Origin of the sequence: Paenibacillus sp. FSL K6-1330, from assembly GCF_037976825.1 — a bacterium.
Lineage (GTDB): Bacteria > Bacillota > Bacilli > Paenibacillales > Paenibacillaceae > Paenibacillus_AQ.
In genome coordinates this window covers 506,056-522,235 of record NZ_CP150269.1, presented here as the reverse complement: position 1 = coordinate 522,235, position 16,180 = coordinate 506,056, and the positions used below count along the sequence as shown (strand labels likewise).

The 16,180-nt window shown below is 52.2% G+C and carries 17 protein-coding genes; 9 read left to right on the top strand and 8 right to left on the bottom strand.

Translation table 11 applies throughout. The features are described from left to right. Nucleotides 1-227 precede the first annotated feature (227 nt). From NYE54_RS02310 to NYE54_RS02300, 3 genes are all read right to left on the bottom strand, one after another. Nucleotides 228-1,550 (bottom strand): FtsW/RodA/SpoVE family cell cycle protein, encoded by a 1,323-nt coding sequence (locus tag NYE54_RS02310; RefSeq protein WP_339269728.1) that lies wholly within the window; start codon nt 1,548-1,550, stop codon nt 228-230. Between the two features lies 1 nt (nt 1,551). Continuing rightward, nucleotides 1,552-1,881 (bottom strand): helix-turn-helix transcriptional regulator, encoded by a 330-nt coding sequence (locus NYE54_RS02305; protein ID WP_076322462.1) that lies wholly within the window; start codon nt 1,879-1,881, stop codon nt 1,552-1,554. Nucleotides 1,882-2,337: 456 nt separating this feature from the next. Further along, nucleotides 2,338-2,874, bottom strand: coding sequence for an NAD(P)H-dependent oxidoreductase (locus NYE54_RS02300; RefSeq protein WP_339269726.1), 537 nt, complete (start codon nt 2,872-2,874; stop codon nt 2,338-2,340). A gap of 163 nt (nt 2,875-3,037) precedes the next feature. Here NYE54_RS02300 and NYE54_RS02295 point away from each other — a divergent pair, with 163 nt between their 5' ends. The 7 genes from NYE54_RS02295 to NYE54_RS02265 all read left to right on the top strand — a co-directional run bounded on the left by NYE54_RS02295 (nt 3,038) and on the right by NYE54_RS02265 (nt 10,603). Continuing rightward, on the top strand, nt 3,038-3,739 hold the full coding sequence (locus NYE54_RS02295) for a dihydroorotate dehydrogenase electron transfer subunit (protein WP_339269724.1): 702 nt from the start codon (nt 3,038-3,040) through the stop codon (nt 3,737-3,739). Next, entirely contained in the window at nt 3,720-4,652 is a 933-nt protein-coding gene (locus NYE54_RS02290; protein ID WP_076322465.1) for a dihydroorotate dehydrogenase, read from the top strand. Before NYE54_RS02295 ends, NYE54_RS02290 begins: the two co-directional genes overlap by 20 nt. A 157-nt stretch (nt 4,653-4,809) precedes the next feature. Beyond that, nucleotides 4,810-5,718: an FMN-binding protein gene (locus tag NYE54_RS02285; RefSeq protein ID WP_339269722.1), complete on the top strand. Its 909-nt coding sequence runs from the start codon at nt 4,810-4,812 to the stop codon at nt 5,716-5,718. 43 nt (nt 5,719-5,761) lie between these two features. After that, the gene (locus tag NYE54_RS02280; protein WP_076322467.1) at nt 5,762-7,645 is read left to right on the top strand and encodes an FAD-dependent oxidoreductase; all 1,884 of its coding nucleotides are present in this window, start codon (nt 5,762-5,764) and stop codon (nt 7,643-7,645) included. Nucleotides 7,646-7,764: 119 nt separating this feature from the next. Further along, entirely contained in the window at nt 7,765-8,202 is a 438-nt protein-coding gene (locus tag NYE54_RS02275) for a hypothetical protein (RefSeq protein WP_098741555.1), read from the top strand. Between the two features lie 31 nt (nt 8,203-8,233). Beyond that, complete coding sequence (locus NYE54_RS02270; RefSeq protein ID WP_339269720.1) at nt 8,234-9,238, top strand: polyprenyl synthetase family protein; 1,005 nt, start codon at nt 8,234-8,236, stop codon at nt 9,236-9,238. 441 nt (nt 9,239-9,679) lie between these two features. Beyond that, nucleotides 9,680-10,603 carry a hypothetical protein gene (locus NYE54_RS02265; RefSeq protein ID WP_339269718.1) on the top strand — a complete coding sequence of 308 codons (924 nt, stop codon included), beginning with the start codon at nt 9,680-9,682 and terminating at the stop codon, nt 10,601-10,603. Between the two features lie 59 nt (nt 10,604-10,662). Here the strand turns inward: NYE54_RS02265 and NYE54_RS02260 are convergent, their stop codons facing one another. From NYE54_RS02260 to NYE54_RS02240, 5 genes are read right to left on the bottom strand one after another with little or no spacing between them, the layout of a single operon-like run. Next, complete coding sequence (locus NYE54_RS02260) at nt 10,663-11,454, bottom strand: energy-coupling factor transporter transmembrane protein EcfT (protein WP_339269716.1); 792 nt, start codon at nt 11,452-11,454, stop codon at nt 10,663-10,665. Between the two features lie 36 nt (nt 11,455-11,490). Next, nucleotides 11,491-12,348 carry an ATP-binding cassette domain-containing protein gene (locus NYE54_RS02255; protein WP_339269714.1) on the bottom strand — a complete coding sequence of 286 codons (858 nt, stop codon included), beginning with the start codon at nt 12,346-12,348 and terminating at the stop codon, nt 11,491-11,493. Next, nucleotides 12,297-13,172 carry an energy-coupling factor transporter ATPase gene (locus NYE54_RS02250; protein WP_339269712.1) on the bottom strand — a complete coding sequence of 292 codons (876 nt, stop codon included), beginning with the start codon at nt 13,170-13,172 and terminating at the stop codon, nt 12,297-12,299. Before NYE54_RS02250 ends, NYE54_RS02255 begins: the two co-directional genes overlap by 52 nt. A 16-nt stretch (nt 13,173-13,188) precedes the next feature. Continuing rightward, on the bottom strand, nt 13,189-13,734 hold the full coding sequence (locus tag NYE54_RS02245) for a Gx transporter family protein (RefSeq protein WP_098741549.1): 546 nt from the start codon (nt 13,732-13,734) through the stop codon (nt 13,189-13,191). Beyond that, nucleotides 13,718-14,098: a NusG domain II-containing protein gene (locus tag NYE54_RS02240; RefSeq protein ID WP_076322474.1), complete on the bottom strand. Its 381-nt coding sequence runs from the start codon at nt 14,096-14,098 to the stop codon at nt 13,718-13,720. Before NYE54_RS02240 ends, NYE54_RS02245 begins: the two co-directional genes overlap by 17 nt. Nucleotides 14,099-14,257: 159 nt before the next feature. Between NYE54_RS02240 and NYE54_RS02235 the strand changes: the two genes are divergently transcribed. Continuing rightward, on the top strand, nt 14,258-15,322 hold the full coding sequence (locus tag NYE54_RS02235) for an FAD:protein FMN transferase (protein ID WP_076322475.1): 1,065 nt from the start codon (nt 14,258-14,260) through the stop codon (nt 15,320-15,322). A 22-nt stretch (nt 15,323-15,344) separates the two neighbouring features. Next, nucleotides 15,345-16,094 (top strand): Crp/Fnr family transcriptional regulator, encoded by a 750-nt coding sequence (locus NYE54_RS02230; RefSeq protein WP_339269710.1) that lies wholly within the window; start codon nt 15,345-15,347, stop codon nt 16,092-16,094. Nucleotides 16,095-16,180 lie beyond the last annotated feature (86 nt).

Below are 16,180 nucleotides of genomic sequence, written 5' to 3'. Positions count from 1 at the left end.
TTAAAACATGAATCTTTTTACAGTCCTTTACGATAAAAAAAGATAACTCTCCTCAAGATGGGTCTGGCGTTCAATCGTACCTCGGATGAACATCCGTGATATATTGAATCCCGTTCCTCCTTAACCAATCCGAAGAGAGTTATCTAGTATCATGTAAGTTAAAAACACAGGTGTTATACGATAAGTCTGTCCGATTAAAATAGAGGCTGCCTAGATAGACCATTTAACTAGGCCACCTTCATAGGAGCCGCTTCTCCCACCCCGCGTGGGATCATATTTTTGCGTCTGTAGATGGAGAGGAGTAGGCCGACCATGGCAAAATCCAGCATGTTGTTGACGCCGCCATACGAGATAAAAGGAAAGTCCAGGCTGATAACGGGGACCATACCCAATCCCATAATGATCGGCATGAGCAGGCGCAGGCCCAACACAACGATGACACCTGTCACGATATTTTTCCCGTAGGAATCGTGAAGTACATTGGATATACTCCACACTCTGGCTAGGAACAAAAGAACGACCATTCCAACCACAATGCCAAACATCCAGCCGAAGCAATATATCAGATAGGGGTATATGGAGTCGCTATAAACGTACGGGATTCCCGGATTCGCTGCAGCAAAGCCTTGACCGAACCAACCGGCAGAAGAAACGGCATCCGCGATGACCCGCATGAAATAACCACCGTCCCCCTCACGGTCTGCGAGCCCCTCAAGTCTCCACATGAGGTATATTCTTTTTGTAAACAAGATATAGGCTAATCCAATGAACGGCAGCAGCGTTAGCACCGCAAATTGTTTAATATTCCTTTTCGTCGTCCAGGTCAGTACCAGGAATCCTAGCAAATAGATGAACATATATACCATCGAACCGCTCATACTGTATAGTACGATCGGCAGCACACCCCGATACAGGATGTGGAATACACTTTCCCATACCCCCCACTGAGTCGCAGGCTTCATGCCTGCCAAGGCGATAAGGAGAAGAAAAACAGATGCTACACCGAGCATCGGGATCATGATTGGACCGAAATCCAGGAATATCGTTAGACCATTGACGTCAACACCCCGAATCAACGTAAGTCCCATCAGGCACAGCGTGATAAAAAACAATATCCCGGAGTATTTCTTTAGCTTTCTGTAGTCCAGGAAATAGAAACCGATAAGAAGGATCAGTCCTATACCGAAGAACCACGCTTTTCTAATAAAAAAGTCCGACAATATTTCTGTACCCGAATAATCAACGCTCAGTGCCCCGAACAACCCAATCATCGAGAGCAGAGCCAGCAGGACAAGCAGCTTCCAATCCAACTGAGGCCGATGAGCCAAATGCAGGCTTTTGCCGATATCCCCCGGATCCCCCATCTGTTTCACCGCTTCCTGCACCGCTGGCTCCTCCGCATTGCCCTCCAGCATCAGAAGCTCCGTCCGCTCCTCGATATGGCTGAGCAGCTCTTCGCGGATTTCCGGATGCATGTCTCTTGCGCGTACCTGCCTGCACACCCGGGTCAGGAAGTCTTGAACAACCTTGTATTCTTCAACCGGTCGCACGCTAGCTTCCCTCCCCGATGACCGTATCCACCGCCGTACGGAATTTGACCCACTCCTTGGTCTTCTCTTGGAGCTGCTCCCTGCCGCGCTCGGTAATCCGGTAATATTTCCGTTTGCGTCCATCATGCTGGCTCCAGGAGGAATCCAGCCAACCTTCCGCCTCCAGCGTGTGCAGAATCGGGTATAACGTGCCTTCCTTCATCAGGAACACCCCGTCCGAGCTTTGCTCAATCTCCTTAATCAGCTCGTACCCGTACATTTCCCGCTTGTTCAACACGGTAAGCAATAATATGACGGTGCTGCCTTTCAGCAGCTCTTTGTTAATGCCCATTCCTCTATCACTCCAATACCTAGATAATCTATGTATCGTAAATCTATGTATATGAGTATAAAATATGCGTCTCCACAATGCAACGAATGTTTTCGGATCATATAGCGATTCATGCATCTACCTTCTAATCAACAAATCGTAGCGCTCGTCGCACCTACCTTTCTATGAGAACAGCAGCGTAGCCTATAAACAGAAGCACAGCAGTCCCAGAGGAATCTCCCCTGATCGCTCGGAATATGCCAAAATCTGCGGAAATTGCCAGTACACCGAAAAGCCCGGCAGCTTTAGCCGCCAGGCTAATTTAACAGCAATTCAGTTTTTCTTTTCACGAATGGATAAACGCGCTTGAATTGTTCATGATTTCGCGTGGAACAACAGGCCCTGGAAAACGGTTGAATTCGTGAATATTAATTCGAACCATCACTGGAGCAGCAGCTGCGCTTTAAATAGCAACCCTTACCTGGATCTCACCACTCCTGTAACGTGCAACGCAAAATCCTCCGCATGTCGCCGCAGCTCTTCATCCGTCAGCTGCATGGCATTATGAACGGTAAATACCGGTAAGTAAATCGCGCCTACCAGGCTGGCCGTCACTTCATAGGGCCGGGTCAGCTCTTCCACCGTGTAGCGGTTGTATCCTTCGCTGCCGTAGGCCTCCGCGGCTCCGCCGGTCGTAACGGCTACGCCCCACTCTTTTCCCTGAAGCTTGTCTCCGCCCGGACCATACGCCCATCCGAAAGTTAGCACCTCATCGAACCAATGCTTCAAAAGGGGCGGTGAACTGTACCACCAGAAAGGGAATTGAAACACGATGCGTTCATGCTGGAGCAGCAATTGATGTTCGGCCTCGATATCAATATGTCCATCCGGATAACGCTGATAGAGGTCATGCACCGTCACCTCATGATTATGTCTCACCGTCTCGGTTAGTTCGTGATTGATCCGTGATCCCTCATGCAGACCCGGATGTGCAACGATCACCAGTGTTCTCATGTATGATCCCCATCCCTTTTTGTCTCGTGTATGTATACAAAAGGTATCAAGCCCTGACAACGCCCGAATATGAGAAATGTCACAGGTAGCGTTATCGGTCTATGATACTGTATCAAGGAACATAGCGGGCGGAAAAAGTACGCCAAGGGAGGAGAATGAGAACGTGGCCCTTGTTATTCAAAATGTCAGACTGGCCCATCGCATATATCGACTTACCGTTCAAGGCAGCTATTCGGCACGAATGGGGCAGTTCTTCATGCTTCGCTGCTGGGATACCTATCCCGTGCTGTCACGACCGATCAGCGTTCATAACCTGACGGAGGACTCCGTTTCCTTCTTGTATCGCGTACATGGAACAGGTACATGGCTGCTATCGGCGCTTCAAGCGGGTGACAAGATTCAGCTGGAAGGACCTTTCGGTCAGGGATTCCCCAAGCCCCAAGGCCGGACGGCACTGGTAGGAGGCGGCATTGGAGTAGCCCCGCTGCTGCTGGCAGCTAAGGAAATACCTGATGCCAGCGTATATCTGGGATACACCAGCGTCCCTTTCGGAGTCACCGGATTCCACGAAATAAGCCGCAATGTCACCGTCAAATCCGGCGGCACCATTGTAGATGCAGTGGACCCAAGCCGCTATGACACGATATTCGCATGCGGACCGGTTGGCATGATGCACAGTCTGGCCCAAAAAACGGAGAGTACTAACGCCAAGCTTCACGTCTCCATCGAGAAGCGAATGGGCTGCGGCATCGGGGCATGCAACAGCTGCACGTTAACCTCCGCTGGCGCAAGCCGCAAGGTATGCACCGATGGCCCCGTATTTCCGGCGAAGGAGGTGAACTGGAATGATCTCCATCGATTGTGAACTGGCGGGCGTCCCGCTGGCGAATCCGATTTTGGCGGCATCGGGCACGTTCGGATTCGGCAAACCGTATGCGGATCTGTATCCGCTTCGCAAGCTTGGAGGCATTGTCTCCAAAGGACTGACCCTGACTCCACGAATCGGCAATTCTGGAACAAGGCTTTATGAAACGCCATCCGGCATCATGAACAGCATTGGCCTTGAGAATCCGGGCATCCACGCTTTTCTGGAGCATGAATTATCCGAGATGACCTCACACGGGGCTGCGGTCATTGTCAATCTTGGCGGCGGCACCATACGGGAATATACGGAGGGCGCCGAGCTGCTTACCGAAGCCAGCCTCAAGTTACGGTCATCCGGCAAACGAGCTGTCGACATGATTGAGCTCAACATCTCCTGCCCCAACATCAAGGAAGGCGGGCTGGCCTTCGGCGTTGAGAATGAGCAGGCTCAAGAGGTGGTTCGCGCAGTCCGGAAAGCGACCACGCTGCCTCTGCTTGTTAAACTCTCTCCCGGTGCAAGGGATTTAAAGGAAATGGCCCGCATGTGTGAAGCTGAAGGCGCTGATGGTCTTTCGCTCATCAATACGATCCAGGCGATGGCGATTGATATACGGGAGCGGCGAAGCGTATTTGACAGAGCCTACGCCGGGCTGTCCGGGCCGGCAATTAAACCGATCGCGCTCCGCATGGTCCATCAGGTGGCACGGTCGGTATCCATCCCGGTCGTTGGAATCGGCGGCATCAGCAGCGCCGAGGATATCCTCGAATTCATCATGGCAGGCGCGGCTGCTGTACAGATCGGGACCTACAATTTCATCAACTTGCGGGCCGGTGATACCCTGGCCGAAGAATTGATTGAATTGATGGAAAGCGAAGGCATCCATTCGCTGGATGACATTCGAGGCATTATCTGACCTATGATCCTTCATATAAATCAACAGGATCACCTCGAACATGAAGCACCGACACTATTTGTGATTTTTTTCACCGATAACTATTCTTTTTAAGAATAAAATGAACTCAAGAACAATATTTGTGAAGTAATTCACAAAATCATAGGAGGAAATCAGAATGAAAAGGACACTCTCTCTATCCCTCTCCGTTATGTTGATGTTTGCGCTGCTTGTCGGCTGCGGAGGCAACGGTGACAAAGAGCCGGTTAATACGGACAAACCAGCAGAGAGCCAAAACACGGATAACACAAGTAATGCGGAACAGCCTGCACAAGAAGGAACCCTGCAGGACGGCTTATATTACGCTGAAGGCGAGTTTGCCGAAGACTCCGGCTGGAAAGAACTCGTTGCGATTAAGGTCGAAGGCGGCAAGATCGTCAGCGCCAACTGGAACGGGCTTCATAAGGACGGCGGCTTGGACAAAAAGACATTTTCCGAAAAAGGCTTCTACGGTATGAAGGAAAAAGGCGGCGCTCAAGCAGAATGGCATGAGCAGGCAGCTAAAATGGAGGAATATCTGGTGGCTCAGCAGTCGGTTGAAGGCTTGGCCTTGAACGATGAAGGCCGCACGGATGCCGTATCCGGGGTATCGATCCATGTCAACGGATTTACCGAACTGGCAGCAAAAGCGCTGGCAGCGGGACCTGTTGAAGCAGGACCATACAAAGACGGCAGCTATCACGCAGAAGCGGCTGATTTCGACGCTAAGTCCGGCTGGAAAGAAACCGTCGACGTTACCGTTATTAACGGAAAGATCGCCACGGTCAGCTGGAACGGCATTCATAAAGATGGCGGTACCGATAAAGTTACCCGTTCCAAATCCGGTGAATACGGCATGAAGAACGGCGGAGCTCAATCCGAATGGCATGAACAGGCTTACCAAGCCGAGCAGTATTTGATTGAAAAGCAAGATCCGCAAGCAATCGTAACGGCGGAAGACGGCAAAACCGATGCAATCTCCGGTGTGTCGATCCACGTCAACGGATTGGTAGAGCTGGCAACGAAAGCGCTCGAAGGCGCCAAATAAGAACAAGAGATATAAGACAACTATTCCTTGAGGGGAGATTCGCATGAAACAGATTATCGTGCTGGGCGGCGGATATGGCGGTATACTTACCGCCAAGAAGCTGGCTAAACGACTGCGCAAACAGAAAGATTTGCGGATAACACTCATCGACCGCAAGCCGTATCATACACTGCTGACCGAGCTGCATGAAGTGGCCGCGAATCGGGTCGAAGAAGATTCCATCAAAATCGATCTGAAAAAAGTGTTCTCCGGATTCCGCAATGTAGACGTGGTGCTGGATGAAATCGGCGGCATTGACTTTGACGGTCAAACACTCCGTGGAGAGAAACAAACCTATAACTATGATTATCTGGTCATCGGAACAGGCAGCAAGCCAACCTTCTTCGGCATACCGGGCGCAGATCAACACGCCTTTACCTTATGGTCGTATGATGATGCTGTCCGCTTGAAGGAACATACCCTGAATATGTTCCGAAAAGCAGTACTGGAGCGCGACCCGCAGGTCCGCAAAGAAATGCTGACCTTTGTCGTGGTCGGCGGTGGATTCACCGGGGTCGAAATGATCGGCGAGCTGGCCGAATTCACTCAACAATTATGCAAAGAGTTCTACGTTGATCCAAGCGAGGTTACACTTCATGTCGCCGACATGGTCGACAAGATCCTGCCGATCCTGCCCGAACCGTTAATCCGCAAAGCCGAGAAACGGCTGCGCAAAATGGATGTCAATATCATCACAGGCTCGAAGATTACAGAAGTTAAACCGGACGGCGTTACCGTCGGCGGCAATGACATCAAATCCCGTACGGTTATCTGGACCGCGGGGGTTGAGGGTTCCGACGTAGTTGGCAATATGGATGTCGAGCAAAAAGGCCGCAAGCGTATTTTGACCAACGACAAGCTTCAAGTTCCTGCCCATCCGAACGTTTATGTCGTCGGGGACAATATTTTCTACATTCCTGAGGGCGCGGCTGCACCCGTACCTCAAATGGTAGAAAATGCGGAACTCGCAGCCCCAGTCATCGCACATAACATTGTGGCTGAACTATTGAACAAACCAATGAAATCCTACAAACCGACGTTCCACGGAACGATGGTCTGTATCGGCAGCCGCTACGGGGTAGCTAACGTGGGCGTTCCTGGCCACATGTTCAGGCTCAGCGGCTTCATGGCTATGCTGGTCAAACATATGATCAATATGCTCTATCTGTTCCAGGTTTGCGGCTTCAACAAGGTATACCATTACCTGCTGCATGAATTCTTCCATGTTCGGAACAATCGCAGCTTCGTGGGGGGACATTTTGCCAAACGGTCTCCGAATTTCTGGCTCGTTCCGCTGCGGATTTTTGCCGGATGGATGTGGCTCTCTCAGGGATGGGATAAAATCCACAAGATTATTGAGGATCCGAATAAGGTGTTCCTTATTCCTGCCAAAGCAGCCGATGGCGTAAGCGCAGCGTCTGCTGCCGGCGCCGATGCTGCCGGGGCAGCCGGAGCTGGAGCGGCTGACGCGGTCTCCGCCGCCTCCGCTTATACCGCAGAAGCGGTATCCGCCCTGCCGGTTCCGGGTTTCATGAAATCCATTGTCGATTGGTCGATGGACCTGATGTTTTACACCGGCGACGGCGGCTATACTTCGCTCGCCTATGTGTTTCAGACCTCGATGGTCCTGGCTGAGCTGATCGTCGGCATCCTGCTGATCGTCGGATTGTTCACGGCACCTGCAGCCGTAGCTAGCGTTGCCATGGGCGCGATGGTTTGGGTATCAGGTATGGCACCTAACGAAATGCTGTGGTATCTGGCAGCTGGGATCGCCTTAATCGGCGGATCGGGCAGCACGTTCGGACTTGACTACTATGTATATCCTTGGCTGAAGAAGGTATGGAAACGAATTCCGATCGTAAGGCGATGGTACGTGTATACGGACTAATCCTTCACCATTCGAGAGAATCGGCTTGTCTTATCATGCTTGCCGATTCGGTTCACAGGCCGTTCTGCCGTCATTCACACTCTTAATCAGCACGAGCCTTCCGGAAGGAGTCAATAACGATGGATATGAAGCTATTACAGGATACGATCGACCTGCTTCGGTCGCATATCGATTCCGGAACGGATATCGATTGGATGGAGATGGATAACAGGCCGGTGAGGGACATTGCCGATATGCTCAACGCTTATGAACTGGCCTATTCCCGGAAAATGACGGTGCTGGCATGCTGCATCCTGATTCATTCCGCTCTAAGCAAGCACGGCAAGCTGCAGGCACAGGACAACGAGAGATTGACGCGCATGCTGCTGGATGGCGATTATTTAACCGGGCTTATGTACCGGATTGCCGTCAAACGGAAGGAATGGAAGCTGCTGTCCCGGCTTCTCCCCTTTCATAAACGCATGCAGCTGAATCTAATGAAGAACGTTTCACCCGAAATCCTGCTTAAAGAGCTGAAGCGCGAAATCCGCAGCTATCTGGAGCAACGGAGCGCGTAAGGAGCCATCTGGGAAAGGAGCGATGATGCAAATGAACATTCATAACCAAATGGGAGTGGATCTCGCTTCCTTCGACAACCTGCTCCGGGAGGTGGTCACCTCAGACCGTGACCTCACTCCTCCCTCTGTTGTGCTGAGCAGCGTCATAGATCTCATTGACGCCGGCGGCAAGCGGCTGCGTCCGCTCATGGTCGTGCTCGGCAGCCGTTTCGGGGAAAGCGGGCATGATCCAGCCGTAATGAAAACCGCCGTGCTGCTTGAATATTTACACATGGCCTCGCTGGTACACGATGACATCATCGATCAATCCGATATGCGGCGAGGGCTACCGACCCTGCATGAAACCACGGATGTCCAGACAGCCGTGCATATCGGCAATTACATGATTGCCCGTGCCATCGAATGGGCCGCAGGTAATCCGAATGACGAGTCAGACAGGAGTAGTGATGGCGTCTCCGAGGAGGATGCTTACCGGTTAGCCGAACTTGCGGCTCTGGTAACCGAGCTCTGTATGGGAGAATACGATCAGTTGCACCACCGCTTTAACTATGAACTGACGCTGGAGCAGTATTTAGAGAAAACGCGCTGCAAAACCGCCCTGCTGATGGCCCACTGCCTGAAAGCGGGCGCGGAAGCAGCCAAAGCGGATGCGAGAACCGCTGAACGGCTGTTTCAATTCGGGGAGTCGCTCGGCATGGCATTTCAAATCCGGGATGACCTGCTCGATTTCACGAAGCCCAAGGAGGCCATCGGCAAGCCGGCTGGCGCAGACCTGCGAAACGGCAACATTACGCTGCCGGTGATTTACGCCCTCAACGATCCAGCCCTTGCACCTGGAATCAGACAGCTTGGCCCCCACTCTGTGGCGGCTGACATGGATGAAGTCATCCACCGCATTGCCGCTAGCAGCGCCATTGAGCAAAGCGAGGCGCTTGCCCGATCGTATGCGGAACAGGCTCAGCGAATGATCGGCGACTTTACGGATCATCCGGCCCAGCATGATTTGCAGGTCCTGCTCCATTATTTTCTGCCCTAAAGACATGAATCCATATACTCAAAATGAACAGGGATGCATCCATGATGGATGCATCCCTGTTCGATTATGAAAGGATATAGCAGAACATGTCCTGTATGCGGAAAAGCTTGCAGACCGATCCGACGGAAAAAGCGACTACCTGCTGAATCCCGATACGCCTCTTTCGCATATGTCCAGCGTGAAGGGACCGGCAGTCCGTGGATCAGGCCTACCAGGGGATCGAGCCGACGAATATGCCGATACCGATGCATTAATGCAGATGACAGAAAACATCGTTCCTTCACGGCAACGGTGTTTTCTTATAGTTTCATTCTCTACAAGCTGTATTGTGAAACCTACAAAAAAAGATAGGCCAAATATCCAATTCACATATTTAATTTCCATATTATAACTTTACGTTTGACATGATTCTCATCTATGATTTGACTGGGTAAATCATCCGTGGATGATATACATAAAGATACGGATCAGCGACAAGATTCAAATGTAGAGGAGACCGAGGCCTCAAACCAAAAAGTGAGCTTGACCCTCCCAAACAGGGCAACCTATTACGGAGAAGTGAAGAATAACAAACCCCACGGTAAAGGCACCATGAGATGGGGACCTTCCAAAGTGTACAGCGGCGATTGGTACAATGGACAAAGATCCGGCACAGGCAAATACATATCGGACAGGCTTCCAGAGGATATGAAAATCGTATATGAGGGTGAATGGAAGGGCGACCGGCCCGATGGAACCGGGGTTCGCAAGGAGAGCAACCCTGATCTTGAATTTTATGTAATCTCGGAGGGCATTTTCAAGGATCATGACTTGCTGTCGGGTCATGCCGTGATGCAATCCCTGGACTCCCTTTGGTTTGAATATCGGGATGGGAACACCTTCTTGGCTTTTTCCGTATCGGATCGAGAGCAGGCGAATGAACTGATGCATTCCAAATTGGCTCACGGCCACATTCAAGACCTGAATTATTACAAAAGGGAAAAGTCTAAACCCGGCTACAAAGGGTTCGCCTATGCAAGCGCGATGGAGGATTACGGTAGTTCCATCAGCGAAGGCGTATATCGAATGGATAACTATGAGGTGATGGAGCTCTATACTGGAGTAAACCAACGTTTCGAGGATGAAGAATACTATAGAGTAGAGAATTACAAGAATGGGAAACTCGTTACCGCAAAAGACATGAAGGAGAATGGACGGTTTGCTGGGATCGTTCAAGGGAAAATCAATAACAATAAACATGTCTTGCAGCCCTATCTGGGTGAATTCTCAAAACTATTAACAGACATTGGAAACGAATCAGAGCCAACAAGCTGCAGCAACTCGTCCACAAGTGTTTGTGAGGCGTTCCCTATAAAATTCGAGTAAAATAAACCGCAGTCAGTCCGTAAAGATTGACTGCGGTTTTCTTTCCTTCAATCCCCAAACTACAGCAGCGCGGCTGCGGCCACAGGCAGCAGGAACAATGCAACAAACAGCGTGTCCGCCCGCTTCCATACAGAGGCCCTGAACCTGCTTCGCGGCGCACCCAGCCGGTAGCCTCTGGCTTCCATGGAATCGGCAAGCCCGATGGCGCGCCGGAATGCGCCTGTCGTTACAGGCACCAGCAGGGCAATGATCAGCCGCGCCTTTTCCTTCAGCGACCGCGACGACAGGTCCAGTCCCCTGGACTGCTGTGCCTTCCACAGCCGCTCCGCTTCTTCGAAAATGGTCGGAATAAACCGGAGGGCAATGCCGAGCATCAGCACCAGCCGATCGGTCGGCACGCCGATATAGGTCAGGGGCCGCAGAAGGCTGCCGAGCCCCTGGGCCAGCTGCTCTGGCTGGGTCGTGAAGGTCAGCACCGCCGCCAACATGATGAAGAGCGCCATCCGTGATGCGGACACGATGCCTTTTTCCAATCCGCCGGTATACACCTTGAACGCGCCCACATCCAGCAGTTTCCCGCCTCCCGCGTCATAGAGAAGATGAAATACCAGGATGAACAATATTAGGAACATCAGCGGCTTCATGGCTCTAATGAAATAACGGTACGGGATTCTCGTAGCCCGGATCACCGCCGCAGTGAACAGCAGCAGCGCGAGCACCCCCATATATCCGTCTACCAGGAACACGGCTACCATAAAGAGCGGCATGGCAGCCGTCTTGGCACGCGGATCCAGACGGTGAACCCATGAATCACCTTCCATATATCGGCCCAGGATGATTTTTTGCTTCATCCATGCTTCCTCCTTTCGCCTCTGCTTCGCCCTGCCCTATATTTCAAGCTGGCTTGCGTACCAATCCGCCAGCGCCGCCGCATCCGGTGGCATCTCCGGAGGCTGTACTCCAAGCTGAGCTGCCAGCTTGCCCGCCATCCGCACGGACGACGGAGCCATCAGTCCCGCCTGCTCCAGCACCTCCTGCCGGTGAACCAACTCTTTGGCAGTTCCTTGAAATACGATGCTGCCATCTTTAATTACAACGAACTCGTCCGCGTAGGCCACGACTTCTTCCAGCCGGTGGGTGACGATGAGAACCGTCTTGCCTTGGGTCCTCGTTAATCCATGCAGCCGCCCCATCAAATCCTCACGGCTGGCAGGGTCGAGGGAGGCCGTAGGCTCATCCAAAGCCAAAATGTCGGGGTCAGCCGCCAATACCGCAGCCACGGCCGCTTTTCGCATCTGGCCCGAGCTTAACTTGAATGGACTCTGCGCCAGCAGCTCCTCGTCTAATCCGACGAAGGAAGCCACTCTGCGGACCGCCTCGGCAGCTTCGGCTGGACTCCGCCCGAAGTTAAGCGGCCCGAACAGCAGATCTTTCTCCACCGTCTCTTCAAACAGCTGCTGCTCCGGGTATTGGAACACCAGGCCGACGCGCTGCCGCAGACCGGCAGGGACTTTCTTGCTGTCACCCGATTCAAGGCGGAAATCCAATATGCGAACCAAGCCCTCATCTGCCCGTATCAATCCGTTCATATGCTGGAGAAGCGTTGATTTTCCCGAACCCGGCGCACCGAGGACGGCAATCATTCCGCCTTCCTCCAGCTCCAGATTAAGACCGTCGAGTCCAAGAATAGGGCTCATCCCCCGGTCCCGGTAGCGGTAAGAAACCTCTTCGAATGATATGACCATAACGCCTCCAGCACCTCCTTCTCCCTAACCAGCTCACCGATATCAATCCCCCGCGCCTTCAGCTCCCTGCATAGCTGGAGGGCAAAAGGAACCTTTAGCCTGCAACGCTGGAGCAGCTCTTCCTGCAGCAGCAGCTCCCTTGGACTTCCGTCTGCCGTGACCATTCCGCCATCCAACACGATCATCCGGTCTGCTTCGGCCATCTCCTCTACGTCATGGGTGATGGAGATGATGGTATATCGGCCTTCGGCATGCATGGTTCGCATGAAACCCAGCAGCTCATTCTTAGCCTTCTCATCCAGCATGGAAGCTGCCTCGTCCAAGACAATGATAGAAGGCTCCATCGCCAGCACGGCAGCAATGGCAGCGCGCTGCTTCTGTCCACCGGACAAAGTAGCCGGATGGCGGTGGAGCAGATGGACGATATCCAGCCGCTCCGCATAGATCCGAATCCGCTGCAGCATCTCTTCCCGGCTCAGACACAGATTTTCCAGGCCAAACGCAATATCATCCTCTACGGTTAGGCCAACAAACTGATCGTCAGGATTAGCAAACACCATGCCAATATGACGGCGAATTTCACCCAGCGTACGGCCGTTCAATTCCAGCCCATCAATAAGAATCCGTCCCCGACTCATGAGGAGAAGTCCGTTTAACAGGCGAATCAGCGTGGACTTGCCTGCCCCGTTCCTTCCGGCGATGCATACCCATTGCCCATGAGGGATCGCCAGCGAGACGTCTTTGAGCACGTTCGTACAGCCCTGTCCGTAATATACATGCTTGAGTTGGACCGCGTGCTCTGACTTATCGGTTATGTCCACCATGCCTAACGCCTCCTCCTTAACTTTCCGTGTGAAACATGCCAAACGGATCGATACGTCGCAGGGATTCGATCAGATGTTTTGCAGCCCATCCCACAAAGATCCCCGTCACGACACCCGCTCCGAGCAAAAATGGCAAGTAATAATAAATTTTGGTTGTTCCCAATACCAGCGAAGCTGCCGTTAATTGGCCAATATTATGAGCAATGCCACCTGCGATGCTCACGCCGGTTAAACTGAAATTATGGCCCCCGAGCCTAAGCATGACATACATCACCAAAAAACTCGCCAGCGCGCCGAACATACTGAACAGAAAGGTCGAAAAGCTTCCCAGTATAAAGGCAGTCAGCAATGTCTTTAAAACAATAAGCCACAGGGCATCTCTGCCCCCTAGGCAGACTAGACAGGTCAGCACCAAAATATTGCCAAGTCCCAGCTTGGCACCGGGTATCGTGACCGCAAATGGAATCAGGGCTTCCACAATGCCAAGCACCACCGATAAGGAAGCGCAGATGGCGATTACGACCAGCTTGCGGAGCGCATGGGGATCAGGAGACAACGGCATCCGGCTCACTTCCTTCAACTTGATCTCCAGTCACTTCTACAAACACCCGATTGGGCAAACATACTATGGTGCCATGAACATCGTGAACGTGACCGAACCCAATGCAGAGCTGATCCGGACAATCCGACTCCACCATCTCGATCCCCTCGCGGGAGACCCTCAAGAGGTTATATCCCCGTTCTGTCCGGATTTCTATATCTCGGGGCTCTTCCGTAAGCGCCACCGTATCATAATGCTTTCCATTCACCTCGATCATGGCATAGTTTCCCTGCGCCGCTCCGTCTTCTCCCATAAACTTGGATATTCCAAACCAGGCGACAACCACTATCAGCACGAGCGCTATTCCAATATCTCCGCGTTTCATCAGCATCTCTCCACTTCGCTTTGCTTATCTTCATTATCAGGGCTGCACCAAGTGCCAGAAATGATTTTTCTCACATTCAGCAAGGGAATGGTCTGATACGCTGAGATCATCGGAACTCGATTGAGAACAGCACCAGAACTGAAAAGAGGAGGCACTGTCATGTATAGGAAGCTTCTTTCCTACAGCAGCCTGTTGATCATGCTCACCCTGTTGATGACGGGATCGATTGGCTGCACAACCACAGCAGATCAGAAGGTAGCCGCCAGCAACGAACCGGCAACCGAACGTTACTTTATATTCGATACCATTGTAAGTCTCCGCGTTTACGATGAACGGATGACGTCCCAGCATTTCGATGAGGTAGGCGCACTGCTGGATCGGATCGACCAACGCATGAACCGGCAGCTGGCGGACAGCGAGATTGATCGGGTCAATCAAGCGGCGGGCAAGTCCGAAGTGAGCGTATCCGAGGAAACCTTCAAGGTTGTCCAAACCGCCATCGATTATGCGGCGGCTTCCGGCGGACATTTCGAACCGACCGTAGGCCCGCTTGTAGACCTCTGGGGCATTGGCGGTGAACACCCCGCTGTGCCGGAAGAGGATGAGCTGGATGCTGCCATGAAGCGAATGAATTACAAGGATGTCATTTTGAATCCTGCATCCCATGCCATTCTGCTGAAGAAAGAAGGAATGTCGCTGGATCTGGGGGCCATCGCCAAAGGATATGCAGCGGACGTCATCGCGGATTATTTGCAGCAGCAGGATTTTCATTCGGCCATCATCGATCTTGGGGGCAATATCCTTGCCATGGGCTCGAAACCGAACGGTTCACCGTGGAATATCGGCATCCAGGATCCCGGAGAAAAGCGCGGGCAGCATCTGGGAACACTGAAGGTCGTCAATAAGACAATCGTAACCTCCGGCGTGTACGAGCGCTTCTTCGAAGCAGAAGGGAAGGTGTATCACCATATTCTGAGCCCCTTCACCGGTTATCCGGTCGATAATGACCTGCTCAGCGTAACGATTGTGACCGACACGTCCATGGACGCCGACGCCATGTCAACTTCCGTCTTCTCGCTTGGACTAACGGAAGGACGGCAGTTCGTCGAGAGCCGCGACGATGCCGAAGCCATTTTTGTCACCACCGATCATCAAATCTATCTCACCTCAGGTCTGACCCATGCATTTAAGCTGACCAATGACGATTATCAGCTTGCCGAATAAACTTATGGAAGGAGAAGATCGTATGAAACAGAATCGAGCTGCAAGGTCCGAAACATGGTATGGAGGGTTGTTTCCAGCGGGTACTTCCTCTGTCTATTCACAACCGCATCTCGCTCTGATCCGGGAGATGGCTGAGCCTGTCCGTTTGTTTGCCGGCGATTATCTATACCAGGAGAATGATCCTGCGGATCGGCTGTACTTTGTAAACCGTGGAAGCTTGAAGGTATCCAAGCTGCTGGAAGACGGATTGTCGGCCACCTTATCGCTTCACATCCCCGGCGATCTGTTCGGTGAACCCGATCCGTTCGGACGAGCCGTTCATCAATTCGAAGCCAAAGCCTTGGAGGATAGTGAGGTCGGAATTGTGCCGCAGGCCGAACTGGATAAAGTCATCCGCACTAACGGGGACTTTGCCGTGGAATATATGGGCTGGATGGCACTCATGCAGCGCACCGCGCAGAGCAAATTACGCGACCTGCTGCTCCATGGTAAATCCGGGGCTCTATGCTCACTGCTGCTGCGACTGTACAATATGTACGGCACGAGTGGGACAATCAAGGATGGACGATCTATCATTGGCAAGCGGATTACGAATTTGGAAATGGCGGAGATGATTGGCTCCACCCGTGAAAGCGTTAACCGGATATTGAACGAGCTTAAGGATCAAGGCGTGATTTCTACCGAACGGGGACGCATCGTTCTGAATGATCCCGACTATTTGCGGAATATTTGCCACTGCGAGGACTGCCCCAAAGAGATTTGCCGAATGTAGCGGACGAAAGAAAACAGAAACCTCTCACGAAGAAACGGAGGCGCCTAAGCATCCCTTTCATCGGAGAGGTTTCATAAATCCTTCGT